General features: G+C 64.5%; 25 protein-coding genes, 1 tRNA gene and 1 pseudogene. 11 read left to right on the top strand and 16 right to left on the bottom strand.

Features of this window, described 5'->3' with window-relative positions; genetic code table 11:
* Positions 1-170 precede the first annotated feature (170 nt).
* Complete coding sequence (gene gtdA, locus XH90_RS03235; protein WP_194479179.1) at positions 171-1,211, top strand: gentisate 1,2-dioxygenase; 1,041 nt, start codon at positions 171-173, stop codon at positions 1,209-1,211.
* 67 nt (positions 1,212-1,278) lie between these two features.
* Here gtdA and XH90_RS03230 read toward each other — a convergent pair whose 3' ends face one another.
* The 4 genes from XH90_RS03230 to XH90_RS03215 all read right to left on the bottom strand — a co-directional run bounded on the left by XH90_RS03230 (position 1,279) and on the right by XH90_RS03215 (position 5,404).
* Positions 1,279-2,100, bottom strand: coding sequence for an ABC transporter permease (locus XH90_RS03230; protein ID WP_194479178.1), 822 nt, complete (start codon positions 2,098-2,100; stop codon positions 1,279-1,281).
* Positions 2,093-2,866 (bottom strand): ABC transporter ATP-binding protein, encoded by a 774-nt coding sequence (locus tag XH90_RS03225; RefSeq protein WP_194479177.1) that lies wholly within the window; start codon positions 2,864-2,866, stop codon positions 2,093-2,095. Before XH90_RS03225 ends, XH90_RS03230 begins: the two co-directional genes overlap by 8 nt.
* 133 nt (positions 2,867-2,999) lie before the next feature.
* Complete coding sequence (locus tag XH90_RS03220; protein WP_194479176.1) at positions 3,000-4,004, bottom strand: ABC transporter substrate-binding protein; 1,005 nt, start codon at positions 4,002-4,004, stop codon at positions 3,000-3,002.
* A gap of 35 nt (positions 4,005-4,039) precedes the next feature.
* Positions 4,040-5,404 carry an FAD-dependent oxidoreductase gene (locus XH90_RS03215; protein WP_194479175.1) on the bottom strand — a complete coding sequence of 455 codons (1,365 nt, stop codon included), beginning with the start codon at positions 5,402-5,404 and terminating at the stop codon, positions 4,040-4,042.
* Positions 5,405-5,512: 108 nt separating this feature from the next.
* Here XH90_RS03215 and XH90_RS03210 point away from each other — a divergent pair, with 108 nt between their 5' ends.
* A complete protein-coding gene (locus tag XH90_RS03210; RefSeq protein WP_194479174.1) occupies positions 5,513-6,397 on the top strand; it encodes a LysR family transcriptional regulator in 885 nt (294 codons plus the stop codon).
* Between the two features lie 25 nt (positions 6,398-6,422).
* Here the strand turns inward: XH90_RS03210 and XH90_RS03205 are convergent, their stop codons facing one another.
* Entirely contained in the window at positions 6,423-7,226 is an 804-nt protein-coding gene (locus tag XH90_RS03205; RefSeq protein WP_194479173.1) for an enoyl-CoA hydratase-related protein, read from the bottom strand.
* Positions 7,227-7,380: 154 nt separating this feature from the next.
* Between XH90_RS03205 and XH90_RS03200 the strand changes: the two genes are divergently transcribed.
* Positions 7,381-8,355, top strand: a complete 975-nt coding sequence (locus XH90_RS03200) for a ketopantoate reductase family protein (protein ID WP_194479172.1) — start codon at positions 7,381-7,383, stop codon at positions 8,353-8,355.
* Positions 8,356-8,358: 3 nt separating this feature from the next.
* On the opposite strand, the gene XH90_RS03195 is transcribed toward XH90_RS03200, so the two are convergent.
* A complete protein-coding gene (locus XH90_RS03195) occupies positions 8,359-9,036 on the bottom strand; it encodes an alpha/beta family hydrolase (RefSeq protein ID WP_194479171.1) in 678 nt (225 codons plus the stop codon).
* A gap of 126 nt (positions 9,037-9,162) precedes the next feature.
* On the opposite strand from XH90_RS03195, the gene XH90_RS03190 reads away from it, so the two are divergent.
* Both XH90_RS03190 and XH90_RS03185 read left to right on the top strand, forming a co-directional pair.
* The gene (locus tag XH90_RS03190; protein ID WP_194479170.1) at positions 9,163-10,308 is read left to right on the top strand and encodes an acyl-CoA dehydrogenase family protein; all 1,146 of its coding nucleotides are present in this window, start codon (positions 9,163-9,165) and stop codon (positions 10,306-10,308) included.
* An 87-nt stretch (positions 10,309-10,395) separates the two neighbouring features.
* Positions 10,396-10,746: pseudogene (locus XH90_RS03185) on the top strand (alpha/beta hydrolase); the annotation flags it as partial.
* A gap of 44 nt (positions 10,747-10,790) precedes the next feature.
* On the opposite strand, the gene XH90_RS03180 reads toward XH90_RS03185, so the two are convergent.
* The 5 genes from XH90_RS03180 to XH90_RS03160 all read right to left on the bottom strand — a co-directional run bounded on the left by XH90_RS03180 (position 10,791) and on the right by XH90_RS03160 (position 15,710).
* Positions 10,791-11,930, bottom strand: a complete 1,140-nt coding sequence (locus tag XH90_RS03180; RefSeq protein ID WP_194479169.1) for an amidohydrolase/deacetylase family metallohydrolase — start codon at positions 11,928-11,930, stop codon at positions 10,791-10,793.
* Positions 11,931-12,229: 299 nt separating this feature from the next.
* Positions 12,230-12,306, bottom strand: a tRNA-Arg gene (locus XH90_RS03175).
* 92 nt (positions 12,307-12,398) lie between these two features.
* Positions 12,399-13,037 (bottom strand): RraA family protein, encoded by a 639-nt coding sequence (locus tag XH90_RS03170; protein ID WP_194479168.1) that lies wholly within the window; start codon positions 13,035-13,037, stop codon positions 12,399-12,401.
* A 24-nt stretch (positions 13,038-13,061) separates the two neighbouring features.
* Positions 13,062-14,579: an AMP-binding protein gene (locus XH90_RS03165; RefSeq protein WP_194479167.1), complete on the bottom strand. Its 1,518-nt coding sequence runs from the start codon at positions 14,577-14,579 to the stop codon at positions 13,062-13,064.
* Positions 14,580-14,690: 111 nt separating this feature from the next.
* A complete protein-coding gene (locus tag XH90_RS03160) occupies positions 14,691-15,710 on the bottom strand; it encodes an alpha/beta hydrolase (protein WP_194482576.1) in 1,020 nt (339 codons plus the stop codon).
* 209 nt (positions 15,711-15,919) lie between these two features.
* On the opposite strand from XH90_RS03160, the gene XH90_RS03155 reads away from it, so the two are divergent.
* A complete protein-coding gene (locus XH90_RS03155) occupies positions 15,920-16,531 on the top strand; it encodes a hypothetical protein (RefSeq protein WP_194479166.1) in 612 nt (203 codons plus the stop codon).
* A gap of 61 nt (positions 16,532-16,592) precedes the next feature.
* Here XH90_RS03155 and XH90_RS03150 read toward each other — a convergent pair whose 3' ends face one another.
* A complete protein-coding gene (locus XH90_RS03150; RefSeq protein ID WP_194479165.1) occupies positions 16,593-16,808 on the bottom strand; it encodes a hypothetical protein in 216 nt (71 codons plus the stop codon).
* Positions 16,809-16,834: 26 nt separating this feature from the next.
* Complete coding sequence (locus XH90_RS03145; protein WP_194479164.1) at positions 16,835-17,842, bottom strand: 2-dehydropantoate 2-reductase; 1,008 nt, start codon at positions 17,840-17,842, stop codon at positions 16,835-16,837.
* Between the two features lie 167 nt (positions 17,843-18,009).
* Here XH90_RS03145 and XH90_RS03140 point away from each other — a divergent pair, with 167 nt between their 5' ends.
* Complete coding sequence (locus tag XH90_RS03140; protein ID WP_194479163.1) at positions 18,010-18,579, top strand: YidB family protein; 570 nt, start codon at positions 18,010-18,012, stop codon at positions 18,577-18,579.
* A gap of 40 nt (positions 18,580-18,619) precedes the next feature.
* Complete coding sequence (locus XH90_RS03135; protein ID WP_194479162.1) at positions 18,620-18,892, top strand: GlsB/YeaQ/YmgE family stress response membrane protein; 273 nt, start codon at positions 18,620-18,622, stop codon at positions 18,890-18,892.
* 158 nt (positions 18,893-19,050) lie between these two features.
* Here the strand turns inward: XH90_RS03135 and XH90_RS03130 are convergent, their stop codons facing one another.
* The gene (locus tag XH90_RS03130) at positions 19,051-19,836 is read right to left on the bottom strand and encodes an SDR family NAD(P)-dependent oxidoreductase (RefSeq protein ID WP_194479161.1); all 786 of its coding nucleotides are present in this window, start codon (positions 19,834-19,836) and stop codon (positions 19,051-19,053) included.
* 247 nt (positions 19,837-20,083) lie between these two features.
* Between XH90_RS03130 and XH90_RS03125 the strand changes: the two genes are divergently transcribed.
* Genes XH90_RS03125 through XH90_RS03115 form a run of 3 tightly spaced genes read left to right on the top strand, consistent with a single transcriptional unit; the run spans position 20,084 to position 23,158 of the window.
* Entirely contained in the window at positions 20,084-21,148 is a 1,065-nt protein-coding gene (locus XH90_RS03125; RefSeq protein WP_194479160.1) for an acyl-CoA dehydrogenase family protein, read from the top strand.
* 15 nt (positions 21,149-21,163) lie between these two features.
* Positions 21,164-22,324 (top strand): acyl-CoA dehydrogenase family protein, encoded by a 1,161-nt coding sequence (locus XH90_RS03120; protein ID WP_194479159.1) that lies wholly within the window; start codon positions 21,164-21,166, stop codon positions 22,322-22,324.
* A gap of 15 nt (positions 22,325-22,339) precedes the next feature.
* Positions 22,340-23,158: an enoyl-CoA hydratase/isomerase family protein gene (locus XH90_RS03115; protein WP_128949400.1), complete on the top strand. Its 819-nt coding sequence runs from the start codon at positions 22,340-22,342 to the stop codon at positions 23,156-23,158.
* A gap of 181 nt (positions 23,159-23,339) precedes the next feature.
* Here XH90_RS03115 and XH90_RS03110 read toward each other — a convergent pair whose 3' ends face one another.
* Entirely contained in the window at positions 23,340-24,089 is a 750-nt protein-coding gene (locus XH90_RS03110) for a hypothetical protein (protein ID WP_194482575.1), read from the bottom strand.
* 2 nt (positions 24,090-24,091) lie between these two features.
* The gene (locus XH90_RS03105) at positions 24,092-24,880 is read right to left on the bottom strand and encodes an enoyl-CoA hydratase (protein ID WP_194479158.1); all 789 of its coding nucleotides are present in this window, start codon (positions 24,878-24,880) and stop codon (positions 24,092-24,094) included.
* Positions 24,881-24,962: the final 82 nt, after the last annotated feature.

Below are 24,962 nucleotides of genomic sequence, written 5' to 3'. Positions count from 1 at the left end.
CGGGGCATGCGAAGCAAGAGCCCGGAATCCATACTCCCGATCATGGCTATGGATTCCGGGCTCGATGCTAGCGCCTCGACCCGGAATGACAATTTTGTAGGTCGTTCGTCAAGTTGACGCTACCTAGATTGTAAGTATACTGTCAATCAACAATCACCGGGAGCTGCGCCATGGAAGCCGTGACCAAGACGCCGGAACGCGAGGCGTTCTACAAGAAGATCGACGGCGAGAATCTCACCGCGCTGTGGACGGTGATGAGCGATCTGATCACGCCGGAGCCGAAGAGCGCCTGCCGGCCGCACTTGTGGAAGTTCGACATCATCCGCGACTACATGACGGAAGCCGGCAAGCTGATCACGGCCAAGGAAGCCGAGCGGCGCGTGCTGGTGCTGGAGAACCCCGGCCTGCGCGGCCAATCCAGGATCACGACCTCGCTCTATGCCGGCGTGCAGATGGTGGTGCCCGGCGATATCGCACCCGCGCACCGCCACAGCCAGTCCGCACTGCGCTTCGTGCTCGAAGGCAAAGGCGCTCACACCGCCGTCGACGGCGAGCGCACCGCGATGGAGCCCGGCGACTTCATCATCACGCCGTCGATGACCTGGCACGATCATTCCAACGAGACCGACGAGCCGATGTTCTGGCTCGACGGTCTCGACATTCCGCTGGTGCAGTTCTTCGACTGCTCCTTCGCGGAAGGATCGAAGGAAGACCAGCAGAAGATCACGAAGCCGGCCGGCGACAGCTTTGCCCGCTATGGTCACAATCTGCTGCCGGTCGACGTGAAGCGGAGCTCAAAGACTTCGCCGATCTTCAGCTATCCCTATGCCTACACCCGCGAGGCGCTGGAGAAGGCCAGAACGAGCCAGGAGTGGGACGCCTGCCACGGGCTGAAGCTGAAATTCAGCAATCCAGAGACCGGTGATTTCGCGATGCCGACCATCGGCACCTTCATCCAGCTGCTGCCGAAGGGTTTCAAGACCGCCCGCTATCGCGCGACCGATGCGACCGTATTCTGTCCGATCGAGGGCAAGGGCCGCAGCCGCATCGGCGATGCCGTGTTCGAATGGGGTCCGCGCGATCTGTTCGTGGTGCCGAGCTGGCAATGGGTAACGCACGAAGCGGATGAGGATGCCGTGCTGTTCAGCTTCTCGGACCGGCCCGTGCAGCAGAAGCTGGATCTGTTTCGCGAGGATCGCGGCAACGCGTGAGACTAGACGGGCGCTCCGCCCTCGGCGACGTCCGGTCGAAGGCCAGGCCTTCGCCGGGACGACAAGACTAACGCCAGTGCAATAATTTGACCTCCAGCCAGCCAATCACCTTCCCCACCGCCAGCCCGAACACCGACAGAATCACGACGCCGGCGAGCAACTGGTCCGTCTGCATGAGATTACCGGCCTGGAGCACGAAGGCACCGATGCCGTATTGCGCGCCGATCATCTCGGCGCTGACGACCAGGAGCAGCGCCACTGATGCCGTGATGCGGAAGCCGGCGAGGATGGCGGGCAACGCGCCGGGCCAGACCACCTTGCGCACGATCGTGGCGAAGGGAACGTTGAAGCTTTGCGCCATGCGGATCAGGTTGCGCGGCACCGCATCGACGCCGCTATAGACCGAGATCGCGGTCGAGAAGAACACGCCAAGCGCGATCGTCGCGATCTTCGGCTCCTCGCCGATGCCGAGCCAGAGGATCAGCAGCGGCAGCAGCGCGATCTTCGGGATCGGGAACAGCGCCGAGATGAACGTGATGCCGACGCTGCGCGCCAGTCGCGACAGGCCGATGGCGAAGCCGACCACGACACCGGCTGCGGTCCCGAGCACCCAGCCGACGCCGATACGCAGCAGCGAGGCCGAGAGATGCTGCCAAAGCGCGCCCGATATCGCGAGTTCATAGATCGCCCGCGCGATCGCCGAGGGCGGCGGCAGGAACAGCGGATTGACGAGCTTGGCGCTGCCGGCCGCCTGCCAGATCGCGATGACGAGGGCGAGCGCGATCCAGCCGCCGAAACGGCTGGACGCAGGCACGAAGCCTGCGCCGCGAAAGCGGACGCGCCGCGCCGTGTCGTCCTTGGCCGAGGTGTCCGTCGCGCGATCAAGCATGCTGGACCTCGCGTTCGGCATCGATCGCCTCGTTGCGGATCAGCGACCAGATCTGGTTCTGAAGCGCGAGCAGTTTTTCACGCGCCGCAGCTTCACCACGCGCGGCGCGCGTCATCGGCACGGTCACGACCTCGCGAATGCGCCCGGGCCGCCGCGACAGCACCACGATGCGGTCGGCAAGGCGTGCGGCCTCTTCGAGATTGTGGGTGACGTAGACCGCGCCCATGCCGCCATCGGCGAGCAGGCGGACGAAGTCTTCCATCAGCAATTCGCGCGTCTGCGAGTCCAGCGCCGAGAGCGGCTCGTCCATCAAGAGAATGGCGGGCTTGACCGCAAGCGCGCGCGAAATCCCGACGCGCTGGCGCATGCCGCCTGAGAGCTGCTTGGGATAGGTCTTGCGAAAATCAGTCAGGCCGGTGCGGCGCAAGGCATCATCGACCAGCGCGCGGCGCTGCGCGGCCGAGAGCTGGGTGTGCAGCAGCGGGAATTCGACGTTCTCTTCCACCGTCGCCCAGGGCAGCAGCGCGAAGTCCTGGAACACGAAGGTGAGTGGATTGAGGCTGTCCGCCGGCGGCGCGCCGCGCAGTTCGGGCGCCCCCGAGGTCGGCAGCAGCAAGCCGCCGAGGATCGACAGGAGCGTGCTCTTGCCGCAGCCGGAGGGACCCACGATCGCCACCACCTCTCCGGCGCTCACCGTGAAGGAAACATCGTCGAGCACGGCGAGATCGCCGAAGCGATGGCTGATGTGGTTGGCGATCAGGTCCATTCTGTCTTGTCTACCCTCTGCTCCGTCGTTCCGGGATGGTCCGAAGGACCAGACCCCGGGTGCGCAGTTGCGCACCGGGGAGCCTCGAGATTCCGGATTCGATGCATCGCACCGCCCCGGAATGACGGACGCTTCAATCCGCCTTCACGTAATCCTTGGCGATGATCGCATCCGCATCAAAGCCCTTGTCGACGAAGCCCTGCTCCTGGAGCCATTTGATCTGGTTGTCGACGTTCTTCACGTCGAGCTTGCCGTCCGGATCGATATAGGCGCAGTTGCCGACCACCTGCTCGACTGGCAGGTTGGTGTATTTCGCGATGATCTCCAAGAGCGGCTTGGTCTTGTCGTTGATCGGCGCGACGCCGTTCTTCATCGAAGCCAGGATCACGTCGTGATATTCGCGATCGGCTTTGGCGAGTACGCCGAGGAATTTCGTCACCAGCACCTTGTTGGTCAGTGTCTTCGGCGACGCGAACACCGCGCCCAGCTGCCAGGGCGTCTCGTCGCCGACCCAGCCCAGAAACTTTGCGCCGCCATCGTCTACCAGCTTTCGTGCGGTGGAGATCGGCAGCAACGCCGCATCGACGGTCTCGCCCTTCAACGCGGCCGCCGCGTTCGAGAGCGATTGCAGCGGCACGATCTTCACATCAGAAAGCTTGAAGCCGTACTTGTCGGCGAGCAGGCCGAGCGAATAATGGAAGGATGATCCGACCTGGGTCATCGCGATGCGCTTGCCCGCGAGGTCCTTCGGTGTCTTCAGCCCGGCGGCATAGGCGTTGTTGCTGGCGAAATAGCCGATCAGGGGATAGCCGGCCTTCTCGCGGCTCATGCCGCCGATCACCTTCAGCACGCCCTTGCCGCCGAGATTGTAGAGGCCCGCGGTGAAGGCGGTGACACCGAAATCGACGTCGCCGGACGTCGTCGCGACCGCAATCGGCTGCGCCGCATCGAAGAATTTCAGCTCGACGTCGAGACCAGCCTCGCGGAAATAACCCTTGTCCTGGGCGATGAAAACAGGCGCAGAGGACGACAGGCGGAGCACGCCGATCTTGGCCTTCAGCGCATCCTCGGCCCTCGCCGTGCCCATCGCCATCATAGCCAAAAGGCTAATAGCCGCGACCCGCGCAATCCCGATCATCCCATTTCCTCCAATTTTTCTCTTTTTACAGTCCGTTACAGGCCCTTCGGCACGGGTTGATCCAGCCCGATGAAGGCGCCCTGTTGTTTCAACGTTTCCTGCAATTTTTCAATGGGGATGTCACGCGGGATCCGGTTTCCGGAGAGCGCCAGGGCGGCCGCGGAACCCGCCGCCTCCCCCATCACGAAACAAGCCCCGGAAACCCGCGCCGCCGACTGCCCCTCATGGGTCATAGAGGCGCAACGGCCGGCGACCAGGAGGTTGTCGACACCCTCGGGCACCAGCATCCGGTAGGGCAGCTCGTTATAGCCACGCGATTCCGGGATCGGCGGGAAAGTGAAGATGACGTCGCCGGCGACGTGGGCCTCGATCGGCCAGCCGTTGACGCCGATGGAATCCTCGAACGAGGCACAGCCGAGCACGTCCTCGCCGCTAAGCTGGTAGCCCCCCCTGATGCGGCGGGTCTCGCGGATGCCGAGCTGCGGCGGCAAATCGACGATGTAGGATTTTTCAAAGCCCGGCACGGTGCGCAGGAACTCGAAGGCGGCGAGCGCCTGCTTGCGGCCCTCGATCTCGCCGCGGGTGAGGTCATCAGGCTCGACGCCGTTGATGGCGTGGCCGTCCTCGCGCGCCACTTGCGTGAAATTCACCCGCCATTCGATGCCGGATTTCTGCGGCCGCACGATCGCGCTTTTACGCGGAAATTTGTGCGTGCCGGCCGCAGTGGCCTTTTCCATCAACTGTGGGATGGTCCGCCAGGCATCACCGGCCTTTGCAGGGTCGATGCCGTTGAGACGAAGCATCATCGACGGATACATCGGATGGCCGTGCTCGTCGCCGATCTCGAACGGCGCACCGGCCCAGACCGCGAGATCGCCATCGCCGGAACAGTCGATGAAGATCTCCGCGCGCACCGCCTGCCGGCCGGCCTTGGTCTCGACCATCAGCACATCGATACGGCGGTCATTGCCCATCACCACGCCGGCGCCGAGCGCGTGGAAGAGGATGTGCACCTTGTGGCTGGCCAGCAGCTCGTCGGCCGCGATCTTGTAGGCCGCGGTGTCATAGGCCTGGGCGAAGACCTTGCCGAGGATCAGGTGCGGCGCGTTGAGGCCGTTCAGATGATCGATCCGCGCCAGCAGGTCGGTCGCCATGCCCTGCACCAGCCTGACAGCCTCGCCATAGACGTTGCCGTGCAGGCCACAGAAATTGGTGACGCCGGCCGCGGTGCCCATGCCGCCGAGAAAGCCGTAGCGCTCGATCAGCAGCGTCTTCCGCCCGGCGCGCGCGGCCGATGCCGCAGCGACGATGCCGGCAGGGCCGCCGCCGAGAACCACGACTTCATACTCGCCATAGAGCGGCACTTGTCGTGCCGGTTCATTGATCGTCGTGGCCCGCATGGCGCGTCCTTCCCAAATTCCTTGCTTGGAACGACTATGAATTAACGCACGGCGGGCTACAATCCATCAAAATATGCGATCAGCTTTCGCAAATCGAGAAAGGTCGGCATGGACATCCTGGTGAACCTGCAGGCCTTTCTTGCCACCGCTGATACAGCCGGCTTCTCCGCCGCCGCACGCAAACTCAATGTCTCGACCTCGGTCGTCGCAAAGCGCGTGACGCAGTTGGAGGCGCGGATCGGCACGCCGCTATTCCACCGCTCGACCCGGCAATTGCGGCTGACCGAAGCCGGCCAGCGCTACGTCCATCGCGCGCGCGGCGTCGTCACCGACGCGACCGATCTGCTGTCGCGCATGGGCGAGAAGGGCCACGATCTCGTCGACCACCTCCGCATCAAGGCGCCGACCTCGATGACGGTGGCGCGGCTTGCCGACGCCTTCAGCGCGTTCCAGACGCAAAATCCGCGGCTCAAGCTCGAGATCGTGCTGATCGACCGCCCGGTCGATCCCGTCAGCGAGGGCTTCGACATCGCGATCGGCGCCTTCCCGCATTCCTTCGGCGGCGTGGTCGACGAGCCGCTGGTCCCCTTGAAGCGGCTGCTTTGCGCCTCGCCGGCGTATTTGAAGCAGCACGGCACGCCAAAACATCCGCGCGACCTCGTCGAGCATCGCTGCCTCAGCTTCATGCCGACCGGCCCCGAATGGGTCTTTGACGGGCCGCGCGGCCGCATCACCATCCAGGTCAGCCCGCTACTTTCGTCCAACGAGGGACATGTGCTGGCGCGCAGCGCGATCGCCGGCAACGGCATCGCGCTGATGTCGCATTATCTCGTCGCGGACGCCTTGCGCGACGGCACGCTGAAACCGGTGCTGCGCGATTTTCCGATTCCGGAATTGTGGGTAAAGGCCGCGATTCCTGAGCGGCGGCGCAACGCCGCCGCGGTGCAGGCGCTGCTAACTTTGCTGAAAACGTCACTCGCGCCGTCACTGTAAACTTCAGTGCCGCATGAAGGGACGCTCAACCCTTTCCGCCACCCCACTTCGCCGCGCGCTTCTCGGCGAAGGAGGCCAGCCCCTCGGCCGTTTCCGCGCTCTGGCGCTTGAGTGAATGCAACTGGACGAGCCGCGCATACGCCGCATCGTCCACCGCCATTCCACCGAACGAGCTTTCCAGTGCGAGGCGCTTAGTCTCGGCGATCGCCTCGGGTCCGTTGGCGAGGAGCTGCTCGACCACCTTGGCGCCGGCGGCTTCGAGATCGGCCAGCGGCACCACCTCGTGGACGAGGCCGATGCGGCGGGCGTCTTCGGCGCCGAAGCGTTCGCCGGTCAGCGCATAACGGCGGACCTGCCGTACACCAATGGCATCGCAGAGCTGCGGGATGATGATCGCCGCCGTCAGGCCCCAGCGCACCTCGGTGATGGAGAACAGGGCGTTATCCGCGGCGATCACGACGTCGCAAGCCGAAATCACACCGGTGCCGCCACCGAAGCAGCCGCCCTGCACAAGGGCCACGGTGGGGATCGGCAAGGTGTTGAGGCGCTGCACGGCCTCGAACGTCGCCCGCGACGCCGCCTCGTTGGCGTCGGGCGATTGCGGCCTCACGCCGTTGATCCATTTGAGATCGGCGCCCGCCTGGAAATGCTTGCCGTTGCCCTTGAGCACGACCACGCGAAGGTTGGGCTTCTTGCCGAGATCGTCCATGGCCGCCAGCACGCCCGCGATCAGCGCGCCGTCGTAGGCGTTGTTTACCTCCGGCCGGTTCAACGTGACGGTCGCAACCCCGCGTTCATCGAGGCTCCACAGGACAGGGCTGGCAGTCATCGGCGATCCTCCGATCGTTTGTTGGCGCGCACTATGGCCGAGGCAACGCATCCCGATCCATATCTTTCCAGCGTGGGGCGGCCGCGTCCATCGCATGGCGGCTTGTGTCATGCTGCGGCCGGGCGGCATCCTAGGGATCAGGGACGAACATCATATGCGCATCTGCATTTTCGGCGCGGGCGCCGTCGGCAGCCACATTGCGGTACGGCTGGCGCGCGCCGGTCATGAGGTCTCATGCGTAATGCGGGGGGCGCATCTGGAAGCGGTCCGCGCCAATGGCCTCAAGCTGCGCGTCGGCGATTCCGAGGTCTCGGCCAAGGTGAATGCCTCGGGCGATCCGGCCCAGCTCGGTCCGCAGGACGTGGTGATCTCGACGCTGAAGGCGACCGCGCTGACCGGCCTGGTCTCCAGCATCAAGCCACTGCTCCAGGACGACACCGCGATCGTGTTCGCCCAGAACGGCATTCCCTGGTGGTACGGGATCGGCCTGCCGCCGCGGCATCCCACGCCGCCTGATATTTCCTTCCTCGATCCGGGCGGACGGTTGCGAGCCTGCATTCCGAAGGAGCGAATCATCGGCGGCGTCATCTTCTCCTCCAACGAGGTGACCGCGCCCGGCGTGGTGCAGAACCTCACCCCTGACCGCAACCGCCTCCTGATCGGCGAATGCGACGACCGGAATTGCGAGCGCATCACAAAACTTCGCGGAGCCTTCAACGACGCACGGCTGGAGTCGCCGCCGGTGGCCGAGATCCGCGAGGCGATCTGGTCAAAGCTGCTGACCAACATGTCGCTGTCGGTGCTGTGCCTGCTGACCGGCCAGACTGCGCGGGGCGTACGCGACGATCCTGCTTTCGCCGAGGTCATCCCGCGCATGTTGAACGAGGCGAACGACATCGCGCAGCACTTCATCCCCGAGGTCAAGCGCGTGACGCGCAGCGGGCCCGCCCCCAACCACAAGCCCTCACTGCTGCAGGACTACGAGCTCGGCCGCGCCATGGAGATCGACGTGCTGGTGAAGGCGCCCGCCGCATTCGCGCGCGCCGCCGGCCTGTCGACGCCGACGCTCGACCTGATCGCCGCGCTCGCGATCCAGAAGGCGCGCGACAAGGGGCTCTACTCGGCCTGAACTTCAGGCGAGCCCGTCCATCCAGGCCGCGAGTGTATCGAGCACCTCCGCGAGCGCCTCGTCGTTGGTACGGCCGGACTTCTTCAGCACGGCGAAGGAGTGGTCGCCGCCTTCGATTTCATGCAGCGTCGCCTTGGTCCCGAGCGCCGCGACGACCGGCTTGAGAAGGCCGAGATCAGCAAGCCCGTCTCGCGTTCCCTGGAGAAACAACATGGGAATGGTGACGCCACCAAGGTGCTCCGCGCGCTCGGTCGACGGCTTCTTGTCGGCATGCAGGGGAAAGGCGAGGAAGGCGAGGCCTTTGATGCCGGGCAACGCAGCCTTCGACTGAGCCTGCGATGTCATGCGTCCGCCGAACGACTTTCCGCCGGCGACAAGCTTCAATTCCGGGCACAGCCGCGCCGCCTCCTCGACCGCCGCACGAATGGCGGCATGCGCAACGGCCGGCTGATCGGGACGGCCCTGCTTGTTTTCCATGTAGGGAAAATTGAACCGGAACGTCGCGATGCCGCGTTCGCCGAGTCCCTCCGCAATCTTCTCCATCGAGGCATGCCGCATCCCAGCACCCGCGCCATGCGCCAGAACGTAGCAGGCGCGCACATGGTCCGGCTGCATCAGGATCGCGGAGACTGCGCCGATGCGTTCGATGTCGAGCTTGAGCTCTTGCGTTTTGACAGCCACAATCAACCACCCCGACAGACGCTGCTACGGCCGCCTTGGTAGCGTCATCGGCACAGCCTGAAAACACAATAATTGCCGCGGTCGACTGGCCTACCAAGCCGGCAAACCGCATCAACCGAGGTAATCATGTCCTACCGCTCCTCCTGGATGACCGAAGAGCTCGACGTCTTCCGCGACCAGTTCCGGAAATATCTCGCCAAGGACCTGGCACCGCATGCCGAGAAATGGCGCGAGCAGAAGATGGTCGACCGCTTCGCCTGGCGCGGGCTCGGCGAAATGGGCGCGCTGCTGGCGAGCGTGCCGGAGGAATATGGCGGGCTGGGCGCGACCTTCGCTTATGACGCGGCGGTGCTGGACGATCTCGAAAGCACCGTGCCGGAGTTGACGACAGGCGTCTCCGTGCACGGCGCCATCGTCGCGCACTACATCCTCAATTACGGCTCGGAGGAGCAGAAGAAGCGCTGGCTGCCGAAGATGGCCTCGGGCGAGATGGTCGGCGCCATCGCCATGACCGAGCCCGGCACCGGCTCGGACCTGCAAGCCGTCAAGACCACCGCAAGGAAGCAGGGCAATTCCTACGTCATCAACGGCCAGAAGACGTTCATCACCAACGGCCAGGCAGCCGACCTCGTCGTCGTGGTCGCCCGCACCGGCGAGGCCGGCGCCAAGGGTATCTCGCTGATCGTGGTCGAGACCGCAGGCGCCGACGGCTACAAGCGCGGCCGCAACCTCGACAAGATCGGCCTGCACGCCTCCGACACGTCTGAACTGTTCTTCGACAATGTCACCGTGCCGCCGGAGAACCTGCTCGGCAACGAGGAAGGCCAGGGTTTTGTCCAACTGATGCAGCAGCTGCCGCAGGAGCGCCTCGCGCTAGCGGTCGGCGCCGTCGCCTCGATGGAGCGCGCGGTCAAGCTCACCACCGAATACACCAAGGAGCGGAAGGCGTTCGGCAAGCCGCTGATGGATTTCCAGAACACCGCCTTCACGCTCGCCGAGCGCAAGACCGAGGCCATGATCGCGCGCGTCTTCGTCGACTGGTGCATCGAGCGCCTGGTGGCGAAAGACCTCGACACCGTCACAGCGTCGATGGCGAAATACTGGTGCTCGGACAAGCAGGTGCAAACCGCCGACGAATGCCTCCAGCTGTTCGGCGGCTATGGCTACATGCAGGAATATCCGATCTCGCGCATCTTCATCGATTCCCGCATCCAGAAGATCTATGGCGGCACCAACGAGATCATGAAGCTGTTGATCGCGAGATCCCTGTAGCGTGGCACTAGCGCGCCCGCCAATCACGCGGACGGCAGCCAAAGCGCTGCCTGAAGCGTCGCGTGAAATGGGAGAGGTCGGAAAACCGAGCGCGGCGACGGCTCGGTGGTGCTGCCCTTCCCGATCTGGCGCGAGGCCTTCATCAACGATGCCGACCTCGAACTGGCGCAGAAGGCCTATGACGTTCTCAATCCGCACCCGCTCGCAACCTTCAGCGACAAGGTCGCGCTGAAGAGCAATCCCGCCGAGATGCCGCTGGCAAAGTCCTACATCAACTGCACCGAGGACACCGCGCTGCCGCACAGCCATGGCTGGCATCCGCGTCTGTCGGAGAAGCTCGGCCTGTTCCGCCTGGTGCAGGTTTCCGGGAGCCACGAACTGTGCTTCTCCGATCCCGCACGGCTCGCCAAGGCCATCATGGAGGCAGGACGCGACTGACGGGCAAGTCCCGCGATCGGGCGCTCACGATCCGTGAGCGTCCCTCAATTCGGATACCACCAGCGGCCGCCGATGACGACGCCTTCGGAGACGATCTTCTTGTCGCCGATGAGATGCTCGCCAACGACGTCCTCATAGTCGAACTGGCCTTGCTTCACCGAGATCAGCGTGGCATCGCCGACGCTGCCGGGCTTGAGGCTGCCGAGCTCGGGGCGCCGCAACGCCATCGCGGCGTTCTCCGTCGACGCGGCAACCACATCCGACAGCGACATGCCCATGCAGAGGAATTTCGACATCGTCGTCACCTGGTCGAAGGCCGGGCCGTCGATGCAGAGCTGGTGGATGTCGGATGAGATGGTATCCGGATAGAAGCCGTTGGCGAGCATGGCACGCGCGGTCTTGAACGCGAACGAGCCCTTGCCGTGGCCGATGTCGAACAGCACGCCGCGCTCACGCGCATCCAGTACCGCCTTCTTCACGGTGCCCTGCGCGGTTGCCGGCGAATTCGGGAAAGGGCGGAACGCATGGGTCAGCACGTCGCCAGGGCGCAGGCGGGCGAGCACCTCTTCATAGGTCGGCGGCGGATGGTCGATATGTGCCATCAGCGGCATGCCGACCTCGTCGGCGACCTGGAGCGCGATATCGAGCGGCACCGCACCCGAGGTGCCCGATGAGTGCAGCCCGACCCGCACCTTGATGCCGACGACGACGTCGCGGTTGGCGTCGGCGACCTTGGCGGCCTCGATCGGATTCATCAGCCGTAGTTCCTCGCTCTCGCCGACCATGATCCGGTGCGAGAAGCCGAAGATGCCGGCATGAGAGACATGCAGGTAAGCGAGAATGCGGACCTGGCTCGGCTCGATGACGTGCTTGCGGAAGCCGGCGAAATTCCCGGGGCCGGCACTGCCGGTATCGACCGAGGTGGTGACGCCGGAGGCGCGGCAGAATTCCTCGGCATCGATGCCGAGCGAAGTGCCCCCCCAATAAACATGGGTGTGGAGATCGATCAGACCCGGAGTGACTATGAACTGCGAGACGTCACGAACCTCGGTGCCGGGATCCGCCTTGAGCCCGTTGCCGACGGCTGCGACCTTGCCACCAGAAAATGCGACATCGGCCACGGCGTCGAGCTTCTGCGAGGGGTCAACGACCCGTCCGCCGCGAAGGATCAAGTCGAAAGGCATCATTGGCTCCGGATTCGCGGACAAGGCTGGCAAACGTCCGCCAGAAAGGCTGCTCCCCGCGTGTAGCAATTTTTGCGCCGAGCAGGCAAATGGCACCGCCAGAAACGCTGCCGCGGATTGGAGGCCTTCACCATGAGCAGGATTTGGAAGCCTCAACGGCCTAGGCTTGGACCGGCGCGCTGAAGGGCTGTCCCTACGCTTTGGTATTGGTCGTGGATGCGAAGTTGCACACCATCCTCAACCGACCGGACGTGCGCGAGGCGACCTCACACTTTCTCTCAAGCGTTCTGAAGCCGTAATGGCGATCCCGGCATGACTCGAACATGCGACCTACGGTTTAGGAAACCGCCGCTCTATCCGGCTGAGCTACGGGACCGCGGAACCCACCGGTGAGGCGGGTTGCCTGGAGCTGTACATATCAAAGCAAGGGCCGAATCGGAAGCCCTTCGCTCAACAACGAGCGGGCGATCAGGACTTCCCGTAAGCCCCCTGGTAGCGGCCCTCGCGGATCGCCTTCAGTGTGTCCTCCTCCCGCTTGATCTGGACGCGCACCGCCTCCAGCAGGGCCGCGGCACCGGCGGCGGGAAACGACACCACGCCGTCCTCGTCCCCGACCACGATGTCGCCGGGCGAGATCACGCTGCCGCCGACCGAAACGGGCACGTTGATCTCGCCGGGGCCATTCTTGTAGGGGCCGCGATGGATCACCGCGCGGGCGAAGCAGGGGAAGTCGTCGCCGGCAAAGGCGGCGACATCGCGAATTGCGCCGTCGATGACGTAGCCCTCTGCTTTGCGCCATTGCGCGATATTTTTCATGATCTCGCCGACCAGCGCGCGGGTCTCGTCGCCGCCACCATCGACCACGATGACGTCGCCGGGACCGACCAGTTCGAGCGCACGGTGGATGGCGAGATTGTCGCCGGGCCGGGTGCGTACCGTGAAGGCTGCGCCGATCAACCTGCCGCTGCGGTGATAGGGCTTCAGCCCGACCGCGCCCGGCAGACGGCCAAGATTGTCAGAAATGATCGAGGTCGGCGCATTCCGAAAGCCCTCGATGATACCGGCCGGCGGTTTCGACACGCTGTTCGCTGCGATGGAAATCGTCATGGGGCTCGATCCTTCCGTGATGTCTTATTCGGCGTGCACCCGCGCTTTCGCCGGCACGATGCGAAACGCGCGTCCGTCCTTCATCCATGCCGCGCGCTCGTCGCGCAACAGCGTGCGGCGAACCTTTCCGGAATCGTCGCGCGGCGATGCGCCGACGAACTCGAAACTCTCCGGATGCTTGTAGCGGCTGAGCCTGTCCTTCAGGAAGTCCGCCATGCCGTCCGCGATGGCCTGACCATCCGCGTTCGCCTCCGGCTCGATGATGGCGTGCACGCGCTGGCCGAGCTCCGGATCTGGCAGGCCCACCACCACGCAGGAGCGCACGCCGGGGCACGCAGAGACGGCAGCTTCGACCTCGGCCGGATAGATGTTGGCGCCGCCGCGCAGCACCATGTCGGCGAGACGGTCGCCGAGATAAAGGTAGCCTTCGGCATCGAGCCTGCCGATATCGCCGAGTGATTCCCAGCCATCGGCGCGACGCTTCGGCTCGGCGCCGAGATAATGATAGGTTGCGTCCTTGCCGTCATTGTTGAGGAAGTAGATCTCGCCGGTTTCGCCGGGCGCGACGTCGTTGCCGTCCTCGCCGATGATGCGAAGTTTCGCCGTCTCGCCGATCTTGCCGACGGAGCCCTTGTGCGTCAGCCATTCCGTGCCTGATATGATGCAGGCGCCCTGCCGCTCAGTGCCGCCGTAGAGCTCCCAGATCCTGTCAGGCCCGAGCCAGGCGATCCAGTTCTCCTTCAGCCAGGGTGGCATGGGCGCCGCCATGTGGAACACGGTTTGCAGGCTCGAGACGTCGTAGCCATTGCGAACGTCGTCGGGCAGCGCCCATATCCGGTGCATCATGGTCGGCACGAAATTGACCCACTGCACGCGCTCGCGCTCGATCTGCCGCAGCGTCTGCTCGGCGTCGAACTTGACCAGCCCCGTGAGCTTGCCGCCGCCGAACAGCGCATAGTGCGACACGATGAACGGCGCATTGTGGTAGAGCGGGCCCGGATTCAGCAGCGAGGCGCCGATGGGCATGTTGAGCGGCAACGGTGCGGCCGTATCGATGACCGCGGGGTTGTGATCGAGGATCACCTTCGGACGGCCGGTCGACCCGCCCGATGTCATGGCCTTCCAGTAGCGCGCGACCGGCGGGTCGAGTTGCTCATCGGAAAAACCTTCCGGCACGAAATCCGCCGGCAGGCGGTTCTGCGCATTCCAGTCTGCCTCGCCACCGACCACAAGCGCGGGCTTCAATATCTCGAGCACGGCTGCGGCTTCGCCGCGCGGCAGCCGCCATGACAGCGAGGTCGGCGTCGCGCCGCATTTCCACACCGCAAAGGTTGTCTCGAAAAACGCATTGCCGTTGGGCAATCCGATCGCGACGAAATCGCCGGGCTTGACGCCCTTGGCCGCAAACGCCCGCGCGCGCCGGTTGGCACCGCGCTCGAGCGCGTCCCATATCAGCTTGTCCTGCCCATGCTGGACGGCGATCGTGCCTTCGGGTTTGCGTTGAGCGTACCAGCGCGGCACATCGGACAGGGGCAGCAGCATCAGGCGTTTCCACTTCGTCTTCTTGGCGCCGCCTCAGGATGAGGCGTTCGCGAGGCGAAGTGTAACAGCCGGAGCCGGACCTTCAAGGCATCTGCCCTCCAAGTATCCGCATCAGCGCTCCGCTCCGCATCCCGGACTGTCGAACAGCGCCGCGAGGCCGCATTTTGACGTCAGCATCTTGTCGACGTCATGCCCGATGCCGGCGACGTCCCACACCCTGTGATTGGGCGCGCCGTGACTGCGCTTCGCCATCGCGTCGGCATAGGCGTGGCCACGGACGTAGCGATTTGGACCCTGTGCTTCGCCCATGCAGCTCTTGTCCGCTGCGGGCTTGGTGTCGAGCGTGCCGAGTAGATAGATCACGTCGCGCTCGACATAGCGCCGCTCCAGCGCGGCCGGCGTCGCGTCCGCAAGGTAGGACGGCCGTCCGTCCATGCCGTATTTCCAGACGTTGTAGCCTTGGCAGGACGCGGCGATCGCCGGCACCGGCCGCTCACCGCTGAAATATGCATAAGACGACGAATTGGCGACGACATAACGAACCTCGATGTGTTGACGCGACAGCGCCGCCTCGCCCTTGCCGGCGATGGCGTAACGCTGCGTGACTTGGCCGCCGCCGGAGTGACCGGCGATAACGACCTGCTTCAGGTTCGGAAAGATGCGCCGGTCGGAAAGCCTTGCCAGGATCGCGTCGAGCGCCTCGAAGGAGGAGACCGGATTGGGCGCAAGCGCGGCCTCGCCGCCTTCCCATCCCACCAGCGACCAGCGCAGCGTGTCGGCGGGCAGCTTGTGTGCATCGATATCGACCTCCGCCAGGAACTGCGGCACGATCATGAGCGCGCTCTTGCCGTCGTCGCCGGCGGCAACCTGCGCGGTGTGGGCCGAGATGTAATATTCGTCGGCATTGCGCAAGCGGCCGTGCAGCACGATGACGGCGCGCGAGATCGCAGGCAGCGGCATCGACCAGTCGTTGGAGAGATAGAGCAGCAATAGTCCCTTACCGCCGACCGACAGCCGCGCATCGGCCACGACCTTCACCGGCTTATGGTTGGGGGCCTCGTCCTCGGCGGCAAGCGCGCAGCCGCAAACCAACATCAAAGCGACTGCGGCCATACAGCTTAGCGCCCTCATGACGAACATGTCCTCGTCGTATCAAATCGATAAAATTCTAAGCGCATCATGCGTCGCGAGGCTGTGACTCCCGGGCCACGTCAAGCAAAAAATGTCAGCACTCCAGTCATGAAATTCCCGAGTTCCACGGGTGACAAGCTCGCGAGAAAGGAGCAAAAATCAGTTCCGACTCAGTTGGGGTTGAGTTTCGCAGGGAATGCTCTCGAAGAATGTCAGACGTAGTTGCATCGCGTCGTGCGGCGCCTCTTCTTGTTGCTGCAGCAGGACTTTTCCTGCTGACCTCGTCGCATGCGCACGCACAATGGTGGAAGCGCGCGCCTGTCGACTTCGAGGAATGCGCCGACGCGGCCGAAAAATCCGCAACCAAGGCCGAAAAGACTTCGGCACTGGCGGACTGCAACGCAAAATTCGCCGGCCGGCGCAAGCCAGGTGGCGGCTACACCTATTACGACTTCCTCCAGGACCGGACCTTCGACATCGCCGGGCCCAACCCGACACCGGAAGAGCAGAAGAAGATCGACGAATCCTACACCGCCTATCTCGCCGATCAGCGCCGCAGCAATGAAGCGGCCCAGGCGATTGTGCGGCAGCAGCGCGAACAGCAGGCGCAGCAGCTTCAACAGGTCGCGCTGCGAACCGAAGTCGAGCACATCCCCGTTCCGGTCGAGCGGCCCAAGGTCCAGCAAGCTGCGCCGCGACCGAAGGGCGCGCCTTGCACCAAAGGTTCGTTCTCCTGCGAATGGCCGCGGCTGTCGGAAGGCCTCAGTGATCTGAAGAAGCTGTTCAGCCCGACGCCGAGCAAGCCGGCGAAGAAGGGCTGAGGCACGACCCGGTCGCTTCTCTCTCGGCACGGTCAACCCGGTGAGGACTGCAAGCCGTTCCTCAGTTCGGTTGCTTCTTCTTGCTATGCTTCGGTTTGACCACCGTTGCATCCGTTGGCGTGGTGGTCGTCTGTGAATTGCCCAGCGCCTTGCGGCTCTCCTGCAAACGCGCGTCGTAACCGGGGGAGTTCATGACGGTCGGCGGCCGAGCCTCCGCAAAGCTCGAGGCGGCGCAGAGTGCGGCGAGCGTCAGCCCGATCATCAGACATATTTTCATCGTGCTTCTCCATCAACCGTCAACGCTCAAACCATACCGCGGATCTGCTGCGGCGAAAGTCCCGGAGGGCCCTTGCCGGCCGTCTCTGCCTGCTTGACCAGCGCAACAATGCGGCGCATCAGCGGCACATCGACCTTGTTCTGCTCGGCGAGCGCAATGACCGCGCCCTGGAGATAGTCTATCTCGGTCTTGCGGCCCTGCTTCAGATCCTGCCACATCGAGGAGCGTGCCTCCGGATCGATCTTCATCGTGCGCCCCAGAATCGCGCTGAAGATCACGTCGGGCAGTCTCAACAGGGTCGGCGTCCAGTTCGGCGGGATCGGCGTCGCCGAGGCCGGCTTGATTCCGGCGGCTTTCAACGTAGCGAGACCCTCGGCCATCTGGTCAGCAAACAGTTTTCGCCAGTCACGGTTCGCCAATTGCGCGGCGAGCGGCATGTTCGACAAGGCGCTGAGCGCATTGTTCAGATTGATGATCAGCTTGCCCCATTGCACGCCGGTGATGTCGCGACTCGCGCGCATCGCGAGACCAGACACCGACAATGCCGCAGCCGTATTGTCCACATCTTCGCCGACGGTGATGTCGCCCGAGGTCGAGCGGTGGAAGTGTCCCTCGCCCATTGCGACCACATTGAACGGCACCATGCCGGCGAGCACGCGCCGGCCGCCGAGCCGCTCCTGCAGCACCGCGACATTGCCGACGCCGTTCTGCAACGACACGATCACGGCATCCCGGGGCGCGTGCCGCGCGATCTGATCCGCGACATCGGCCGTATCGGCACTCTTGACCGTGACCAGCACGATGCCAGCACTGTGAAAGATCGCGGGATCCTCCGACAACGCCAGCTGGCCCGCACCCAGCTTCTTCTCGGAGCCGTCGAAATCCGTCAGCCGCAGGCCGAACCGCTCGATTTCGGTCTTCACGCGCGACCGGACCAGGAGCGCGACTCGACGATCGTCAGCCGCCAGCATGCCGCCGACAAAACACCCGATGGCGCCCGCGCCGGCCACCACGATCGGTCGATCCGTCAGCACCTGACCTTCTCCCTCAATCACTCACCCTCGATAGCAGAGGCAGCGTCGGCTGCCCATCGCGACCAAGTCGCATCTGCCTTGTAACCGTCATGAGAGCCCCATATGTTTTTGCCCGGGGGCTTGTCACCGGCGAGAGCTCGCCGACGAGAACGCCAAAGGAGAGCACCATGGGTCTACTCGACGTCCTCAACGGCATGCAGAACGGGCCCCGCGGCCCGAGCACCCCGAGCTCACAGCAATCTTCCGGTGGCATGTCGCCGATGACCATGGCGATCCTCGGCCTGCTCGCCTGGAAGGCATTCAAGCATCTGACGGCTGGCCAGCCGGGCGCCGCGCCGCAGTCGGCGCCGGCACCTGTGCCGCCGCCGGTGAACACCGGCACGGGCGGTGGCGACCTCGGTGATGTCCTCAAGGGGGGCCTCGGCGGCCTGCTCGCCGGCGGCGCAGCCGGCTCCGTGCTCAGCGGCGGCCTCGGCGATCTCCTCAACCAGCTCCAGCAGGGCGGCCACGGCGACACCGCGAACACCTGGGTCGGCAAGGGCGAGAACAAGGCCATCAGCCCCGGCGATCTCGCCAATGCGCTCGGCGCCGACCAGATCAACAGTCTGTCCGCGCAGAGCGGGCTATCGCGCGACGAACTGCTGTCCGGCCTCAGCCAGTACCTGCCGCAGGTGGTCGATCATCTGACGCCGGACGGACGGCTGCCGAGCGAAAACGAGCTCGCGGGACGAATTTAATCCAAATTGGATCTACGCATTCGGCAAGGGGAGCACTGACATGAGCATGGGCGGCCTGTTGTGGATCATCGTGGTCGGCTTCGTCGCCGGCCTCATCGCGCGCTTTCTGGCGCCGGGACCGAACAACCCGAGCGGCTTCATCCTCACCACCATCCTCGGCATAGTCGGTGCGTTTCTGGCGACCTTCGTCGGCCAGGCCATCGGCCATTACAGTCCGGATCAGGGCGCGGGATTCATCATGGCCACGATCGGCGCCGTGGTGGTGCTGTTCATCTGGCACCGACTGGTCGCGAGCGGCGTGATCAAGGGGTGACGGCGTAGGCCGCAGGAACGCGCCGCCGCCTCAGAGTCCGTCGTTGCGAGGAGCCCGCGACAAAATTGCGAAGCAATTTTGCGCTGGTGCGACGAAACGTTCCAGCCTGTCTCCGCGGAGAGATTTCTGGATTGCTTCGCTTCGTTCGCAATGACGAACTACGTAATCAAATGCATCCCCGCATCCATGCGCACGACCTCGCCGGTCATGTTGCTGGACGCAGGCATCGCCAGGAAGCAGACGAGCCGCGCGATGTCCTCGGCTGAAGAGGCGACCTTCAGCGGCACCTTTGCCACCACGCTGTCGCGCACCTGCTTTGCCTGTTCCTCGCCGCGGCCCTTGGTGAACCAGGGCGTGTCGATATAACCGGGGCAAACCGTATTGACGCGGATCAGGGGCGCCAGCGCACGCGACAGCGACAGCGTCATCGTGTTGAGTGCGCCCTTGCTTGCAGCATATGCAATCGACGAGCCGACACCGCTGATGCCGGCAACGGAGGAAATGTTGACCACGGCCGATGGACGCCCCGACCCGTTTGCACCAGCCTCGAGCAGGCTGCGCGCAGCGCGCACCATCTGGAACGGGCCGATGGTGTTGACGCCGTAGAGCCGCTGGAAATCTTCCGCCGAGAGCCCGTCGAGATTGCCATGGGCGACATGCTTGGTGGTGCCGGCATTGTTGACGAGGATGTCGAGCTTGCCCCAGCCGCTCGCGGCGGCGACGATCCTGCGGCAATCATCATCCTTCGAGACATCGCCTTGCGCCACCAGCACTTCCGCAGCACCCGCCTTGCGGCAGAGCTCGGCGGTGGCCTCGGCTTCCTTCTGGCTCGACGAATAGTTGATGACGAGCCGTGCCCCGGTCGCTGCGAGAATTTCCGCAGTCGCCGCGCCGAGACCGGATGCGGACCCCGTCACGATTGCGCACAAACTGTCCTTGGCCATCCGGATGTCCTTCCCCGTGTTTGAATGTGGCGCCCTGTTTAGCGAGTTTGCCGCGCCCTGCAAATCGAGCAAACTCCGCTAAGCGGAATTAATCCAGACCAGCTCCTTCCCCCATGCCGGAGCCGCAGATGGGCCTGCGATCAACGCTTGTCAGGGCCATGGCTTTTTCGGATCATCGGGCGCAAGAAAGAGATCGCGCGCCGGCTCCTTGGGCAGGACGCGCCAATGGCAAGACACGGGGAACGCTGTGGCGGAGAGTGACAATATCGTCGTCGAGACCGCGGAGAAGATCTTCGCCGATCTCGCCGATCCGCAAACCATCAACAACGACAAGACAAATTCGTGGCAGGCGCCGCTGTGGCAGGCGCTGAGCGAATCCGGCTTGCCGCTGGCTTGGGTGCCCGATGATCTCGGCGGCTCCGGCGCGAGCCTTGCCGACGGTTTTGCCCTGCTCAACGCCGCCGGCCGCTTCGCAGTCGCGGTTCCCCTGGCCGAAACCATGCTCGCGGGCTGGCTGCTGGCGCAGGCGAAGATCGCCTCGCCGGAAGGCGAGATGACGGTGCTGCCGGCGAGCCCGAGGGATCGCATCATTGTCGATGCCGACGGCGCGCTTTCCGGCCGCGCCCGCGGCGTCCCCTTTGCCAAGGCCGCGAAGCATTTTGCGGTGCTCGCGCATGGCAAGGACGGCGTCTCCATCGCCCTGGTCGATGCCTCGAAGGGCCGGATCGAATCCGGGCTGAATGTCGGCTACGACCACAGCGATACCGTGACGCTCGACAAGGTCCAGCCTGTGACCGTCAAGGCCGCTTTAAAAGGCGTCGACCAGACCACGCTGATGCTGATGGGCGGTGTCGCGCGCAGCCTTCAGATCGCCGGCGCACTTGAATCCATGCTCGACATCTCGGTGCGCTATTCCAACGAACGCGTTGCCTTCGAGAAGAAGATCTCGAAATTCCAGGCGGTGCAGCACAATCTCGCCCGCCTCGCCGGCGAATCCGCCGCGGCGCTCGCGGCCGCGACGTCGGCGGCCGATGCCATCGCGAACGCCAAATCGTTCGACGACGAAGTCTATCTCGAGGCCGCCTCAGCAAAGATCCGTTGCGCGGAAGCCGCTGAGAAAGGCGGCGGCATCGCCCATCAGGTGCACGGCGCGATCGGCTTCACCATCGAGCACATCCTGCACCGCTATTCGCTGCGGGCGCTGGCCTGGCGCGATGACTTCGGCTCCGAAAGCCACTGGGCCGTCGAGCTCGGCAAGCTCGTCGCCTCCAGAGGCGCCGATGAGTTGTGGCCGCTCGTGGCGTCGCGCTAACAGGGAACGAAACACATGACCGCAGCTCTCCGTTTCGATCCGATCCGCCTGCCCGAGAAGTGCGAGCAACTGCGCAAGGAGGTGCGCGCCTTCCTCGCCGAGGAGATCGCCGCCGGCACCTTCGATCCGCACAAGCCCAACCGCGAAGACACCGACGTGCCGGAATTTTCCCGGAAAGTCGGCGCCAAGGGCTGGCTCGGGATGACCTGGCCGAAGAAATATGGCGGCCAGGAGCGCTCCTTCCTCGAGCGCTACGTCGTGACCGAGGAGATGCGCGTCGCCAACGCGCCGACGCGTCGCTTCTTCGTCGCCGACCGTCAGAGCGGGCCGGTGCTGCTGAAATACGCGCCCGAGCACATCAAGATGGACATCCTTCCGCGCATCTGCCGTGGGGAGATCTGCTTCGCCATCGGCATGAGCGAGCCGAATTCCGGTTCGGACCTGTTCGCGGCGAAGACGCGCGCGACCAAGACCGACGGAGGCTATCTCATCAACGGCACCAAGATCTGGACCTCGTCGGCGCATATCGCCGATTACATGATCGCGATCTTCCGGACCTCGCCGCCGACCAAGGAAAACCGACGTCACGGCCTGACGCAGTTTTTGGTCAAGATGAAGCAGCCGGGCATCAAGGTGAACCCGATCGGGCAGATCACCGGCCAGTACGAGTTCAACGAGGTGGTCTTCACCGATTTCTTCGTCCCCGACGATCACGTGCTCGGCGAAGTCGACGGCGCCTGGAAGCAGGCGACGTCGGAGCTCGCTTACGAGCGTTCGGGCCCCGAGCGCTTCCTCGAGACTTATTACGTGCTGACCGAGCTCGTCCGCGCGGTCGGCCCTAATCCGGATACGCGCAGCGCCGAAGGCATCGGCCGTCTGGTCGCGCAGCTCCACACCATGCGTCGCATGTCGGTTTCGGTCGCGGGCATGCTGCAGGCCGGCAAGGAGCCGGTGGTGGAAGCTTCCATCGTCAAGGACATCGGCACGGTCTGGGAACAGCAGCTTCCGCACCGCGTGCGCGATCTCGCGGCCTTCGTCGAGGAGACCGCTACCAATCGCGAGACGCTCGAGCGGCAGCTCGACTTCGCCATCAAGACCGCACCTAAACTCACCATCCAGGGCGGCACCACCGAGGTGCTGCGCGGCATCATCGCGCGTGGACTTGGCCTGCGCTAACGCTTCGAGGACATCATGACCACCTACAAGGATATCGGCGTCGAGAAGGTCGGGCACGTCGGCTCCATCGAGATCCGCCGTCCCCCGCTCAACTTCTTCGACATCTCGCTGATCAACCAGATCGCGGACGCGCTCGACGAGTTCGATCGCGACATCGAGATCCGCGCCTCCGTGTTGTCGGCGCAAGGCAAGGCCTTCTGCGCCGGCGCCAATTTCGGTGACCCCGCGCGACAGGCGCAGGAAGCACAAGAGGCGGAGAAAAAGGCCAAGGGCGATCCGGCCGACAGTCTCGGCCCGATCAATCATCTCTACATCCAGGCCGTGCGCATCTTCCGCGCCAAGAAGCCGATCGTCGCCGCCGTGCAGGGCGCGGCCATCGGCGGCGGATTGGGCCTTGCGGTGTCGGCGGATTTCCGCGTCACCTGCCCGGAAGCCCGCTTTTCCGCGAATTTCACGAAACTCGGGTTCCATCCCGGCTTCGGCCTGACCACGACGCTGCCCGAGTTGATCGGCAAGAACAACGCCGAGCTGATGTTCTACACCAGCCGCCGCGTCACCGGCGAAGAGGCCTATAAATGGGGCCTCGCCAACGAGCTGGTGCCGCAGGACCAGGTGAAAGCGGCCGCGATGAAGCTCGCTGGCGAGATCGCCGAATGCTCCCCGCTCGGCCTCCTCTCCACCCGCGCCACGATGCGCGCCGGCCTCGCCGACCGCGTGATGGCGGCGACCAATCACGAACTTGCCGAGCAGACCCGCCTGCGCGCGACGGAGGATTTCAAGGAAGGCGTGAAGGCCACGGAAGAACGGCGCGTGGCGAATTTTAGGGGACGGTGATTGCGCTCTCTGCGCCGCATTCCTTCGCGGCTAACTCAGCCCGTCGTCCTGAGGTGCGAGCAGTACGGTGCATAGCACCGTGCTGGGAGCCTCGAAGGATGAGCGGCCCCGGCTGGTGGCCGTCGCCCTTCGAGCCCCGCTGAAGAGGCGAACACGACACAATGACGGATAACGGGCAAGGTTAGCTCACACGAAACGTCACACCGCCGAGCAGGAACTCGTTGCCCGCTACCGCAAGTCCTTTCTCCCGCGCGGCATGCAACACACTCGCGGCATCAGCCACCCGAAACTCCAGCGCGCTCATGATCTCGCTCGCCCCTTTCACAAAGCGGAAGGTCGCATTCGGCAGCTTCAGCTCGGCATCGCCACCCGGCGCAACACCGATGATCTTGCCCCAATGCTCCGCGAGCCCCACCGGATCAGGGCTCTGCATCTCCACGGCCGTGAGCGCCTGCGTCACGTCCTTGCGGATGTATTTCTGCCAGTCCGGTCCCGCCGGCGGGTACGGCCCTAGAATGTCGTCGCTGCCTTCGGTGTGATTGAACTCGATGAAGGCGGCGCGGCAGTCGCGCGGGTGGAGCTGCACGCCGTGATAGGGCGCGTGATCAATGACGTTGGCGGTGCGCACGCCCAGCGCGTTGGCGTTGCGGCCGCGCTCGTCGGGATCGTTGCAGCAGAAAATCGCCATGTAGCCACCGCGGCCGCCGGTCTTCTCGATGAAGCGGCCGGCCGTGGTGCCGTCCTTGAACGGCGCGACGACCTCCAGAAGGATCGTATCGACCGGGAGCAGCGCGTTCTCCAGGCCGTATTTGGCGACATTGCCGTCGCGGTAGCAGACGGAAAGGCCCATGATCTCGGCGATATCGGAGATGACAGGCGCGAGCTGAGGCGCGACCAGGCATATCTGTCGCAGCCGCATATGGGGCGCCACCGTCATGCGCCTTTGAAGGCCGGCTTGCGCTTCTCGACGAAGGCCTTGGCGGCCTCCTTGTGATCCTCGGTGTCGCTGCAGCGGGTGTGGTGGATCGCCTCGCCGTCGAAGCAGTCCTCCAGCGGCAGATGCTCGGCGTTGTTGATGTTGCGCTTGATGTAGCCGAGCGCGATAGATGGTCCTTGCGCCAGCGACAGCGCCAGCTCATGCGCGGCTGTATCGATCTCGGCGTCGGGCACGACCCTCGTCACCATGCCGATCGCATGCGCCTCCTTCGCGGTCAGCACCGGCGATGTAAGATAAAGCTCGCGCGCCCGCGCACTGCCGAGCAGTTGAGTCAGGAAATAGGTGCCACCGTAATCGCCGGAGAATCCGACCTTGGCAAAGGCTGTCGTGATCTTGCAGGATTCGCCGGCAATGCGGAGATCGCACGACAGTGCCATCGAAAGGCCGGCACCGGCCGCAGCGCCGTCGAGCTGCGCCACCACGGGTTTCGGCATCTGATGCAGGATGCGCGAGACCTCCATGCCGCGGCGCAGGTTCGCCATCTTCACCTCGAACGGCAGCGGCGCGCGTCCGGCCGCCATCGACTTGACGTCGCCGCCGACGCAGAACGAGCCGCCGGCGCCCTTGAACAGCACCGCCCGCACCTCGGGATCATCAGCCGCGCGGCGCGCCGCCTCGACTAACCCTGCGACCATCTCGGGGTTGAGCGCGTTCTTTCGCTCGGGGCGGTTCATGGTGATGGTGAGCAGCCCGCCTTCGAGCTTCTGCAGAACCATGTCGTTCATGGGGCGTCTCCCTTGTTGTTTTGCATCTCCGTCGTTCCGGGGCGATGCAAGGCATCGAACCCGGAACCTCGAGATCCCGGGT

The sequence above is a fragment of the Bradyrhizobium sp. CCBAU 53338 genome (assembly GCF_015291665.1).
Lineage (GTDB): Bacteria > Pseudomonadota > Alphaproteobacteria > Rhizobiales > Xanthobacteraceae > Bradyrhizobium.
The sequence above is the reverse complement of the archived record's forward strand: the minus strand, read 5'-3'. Positions and strand labels throughout refer to the sequence as shown.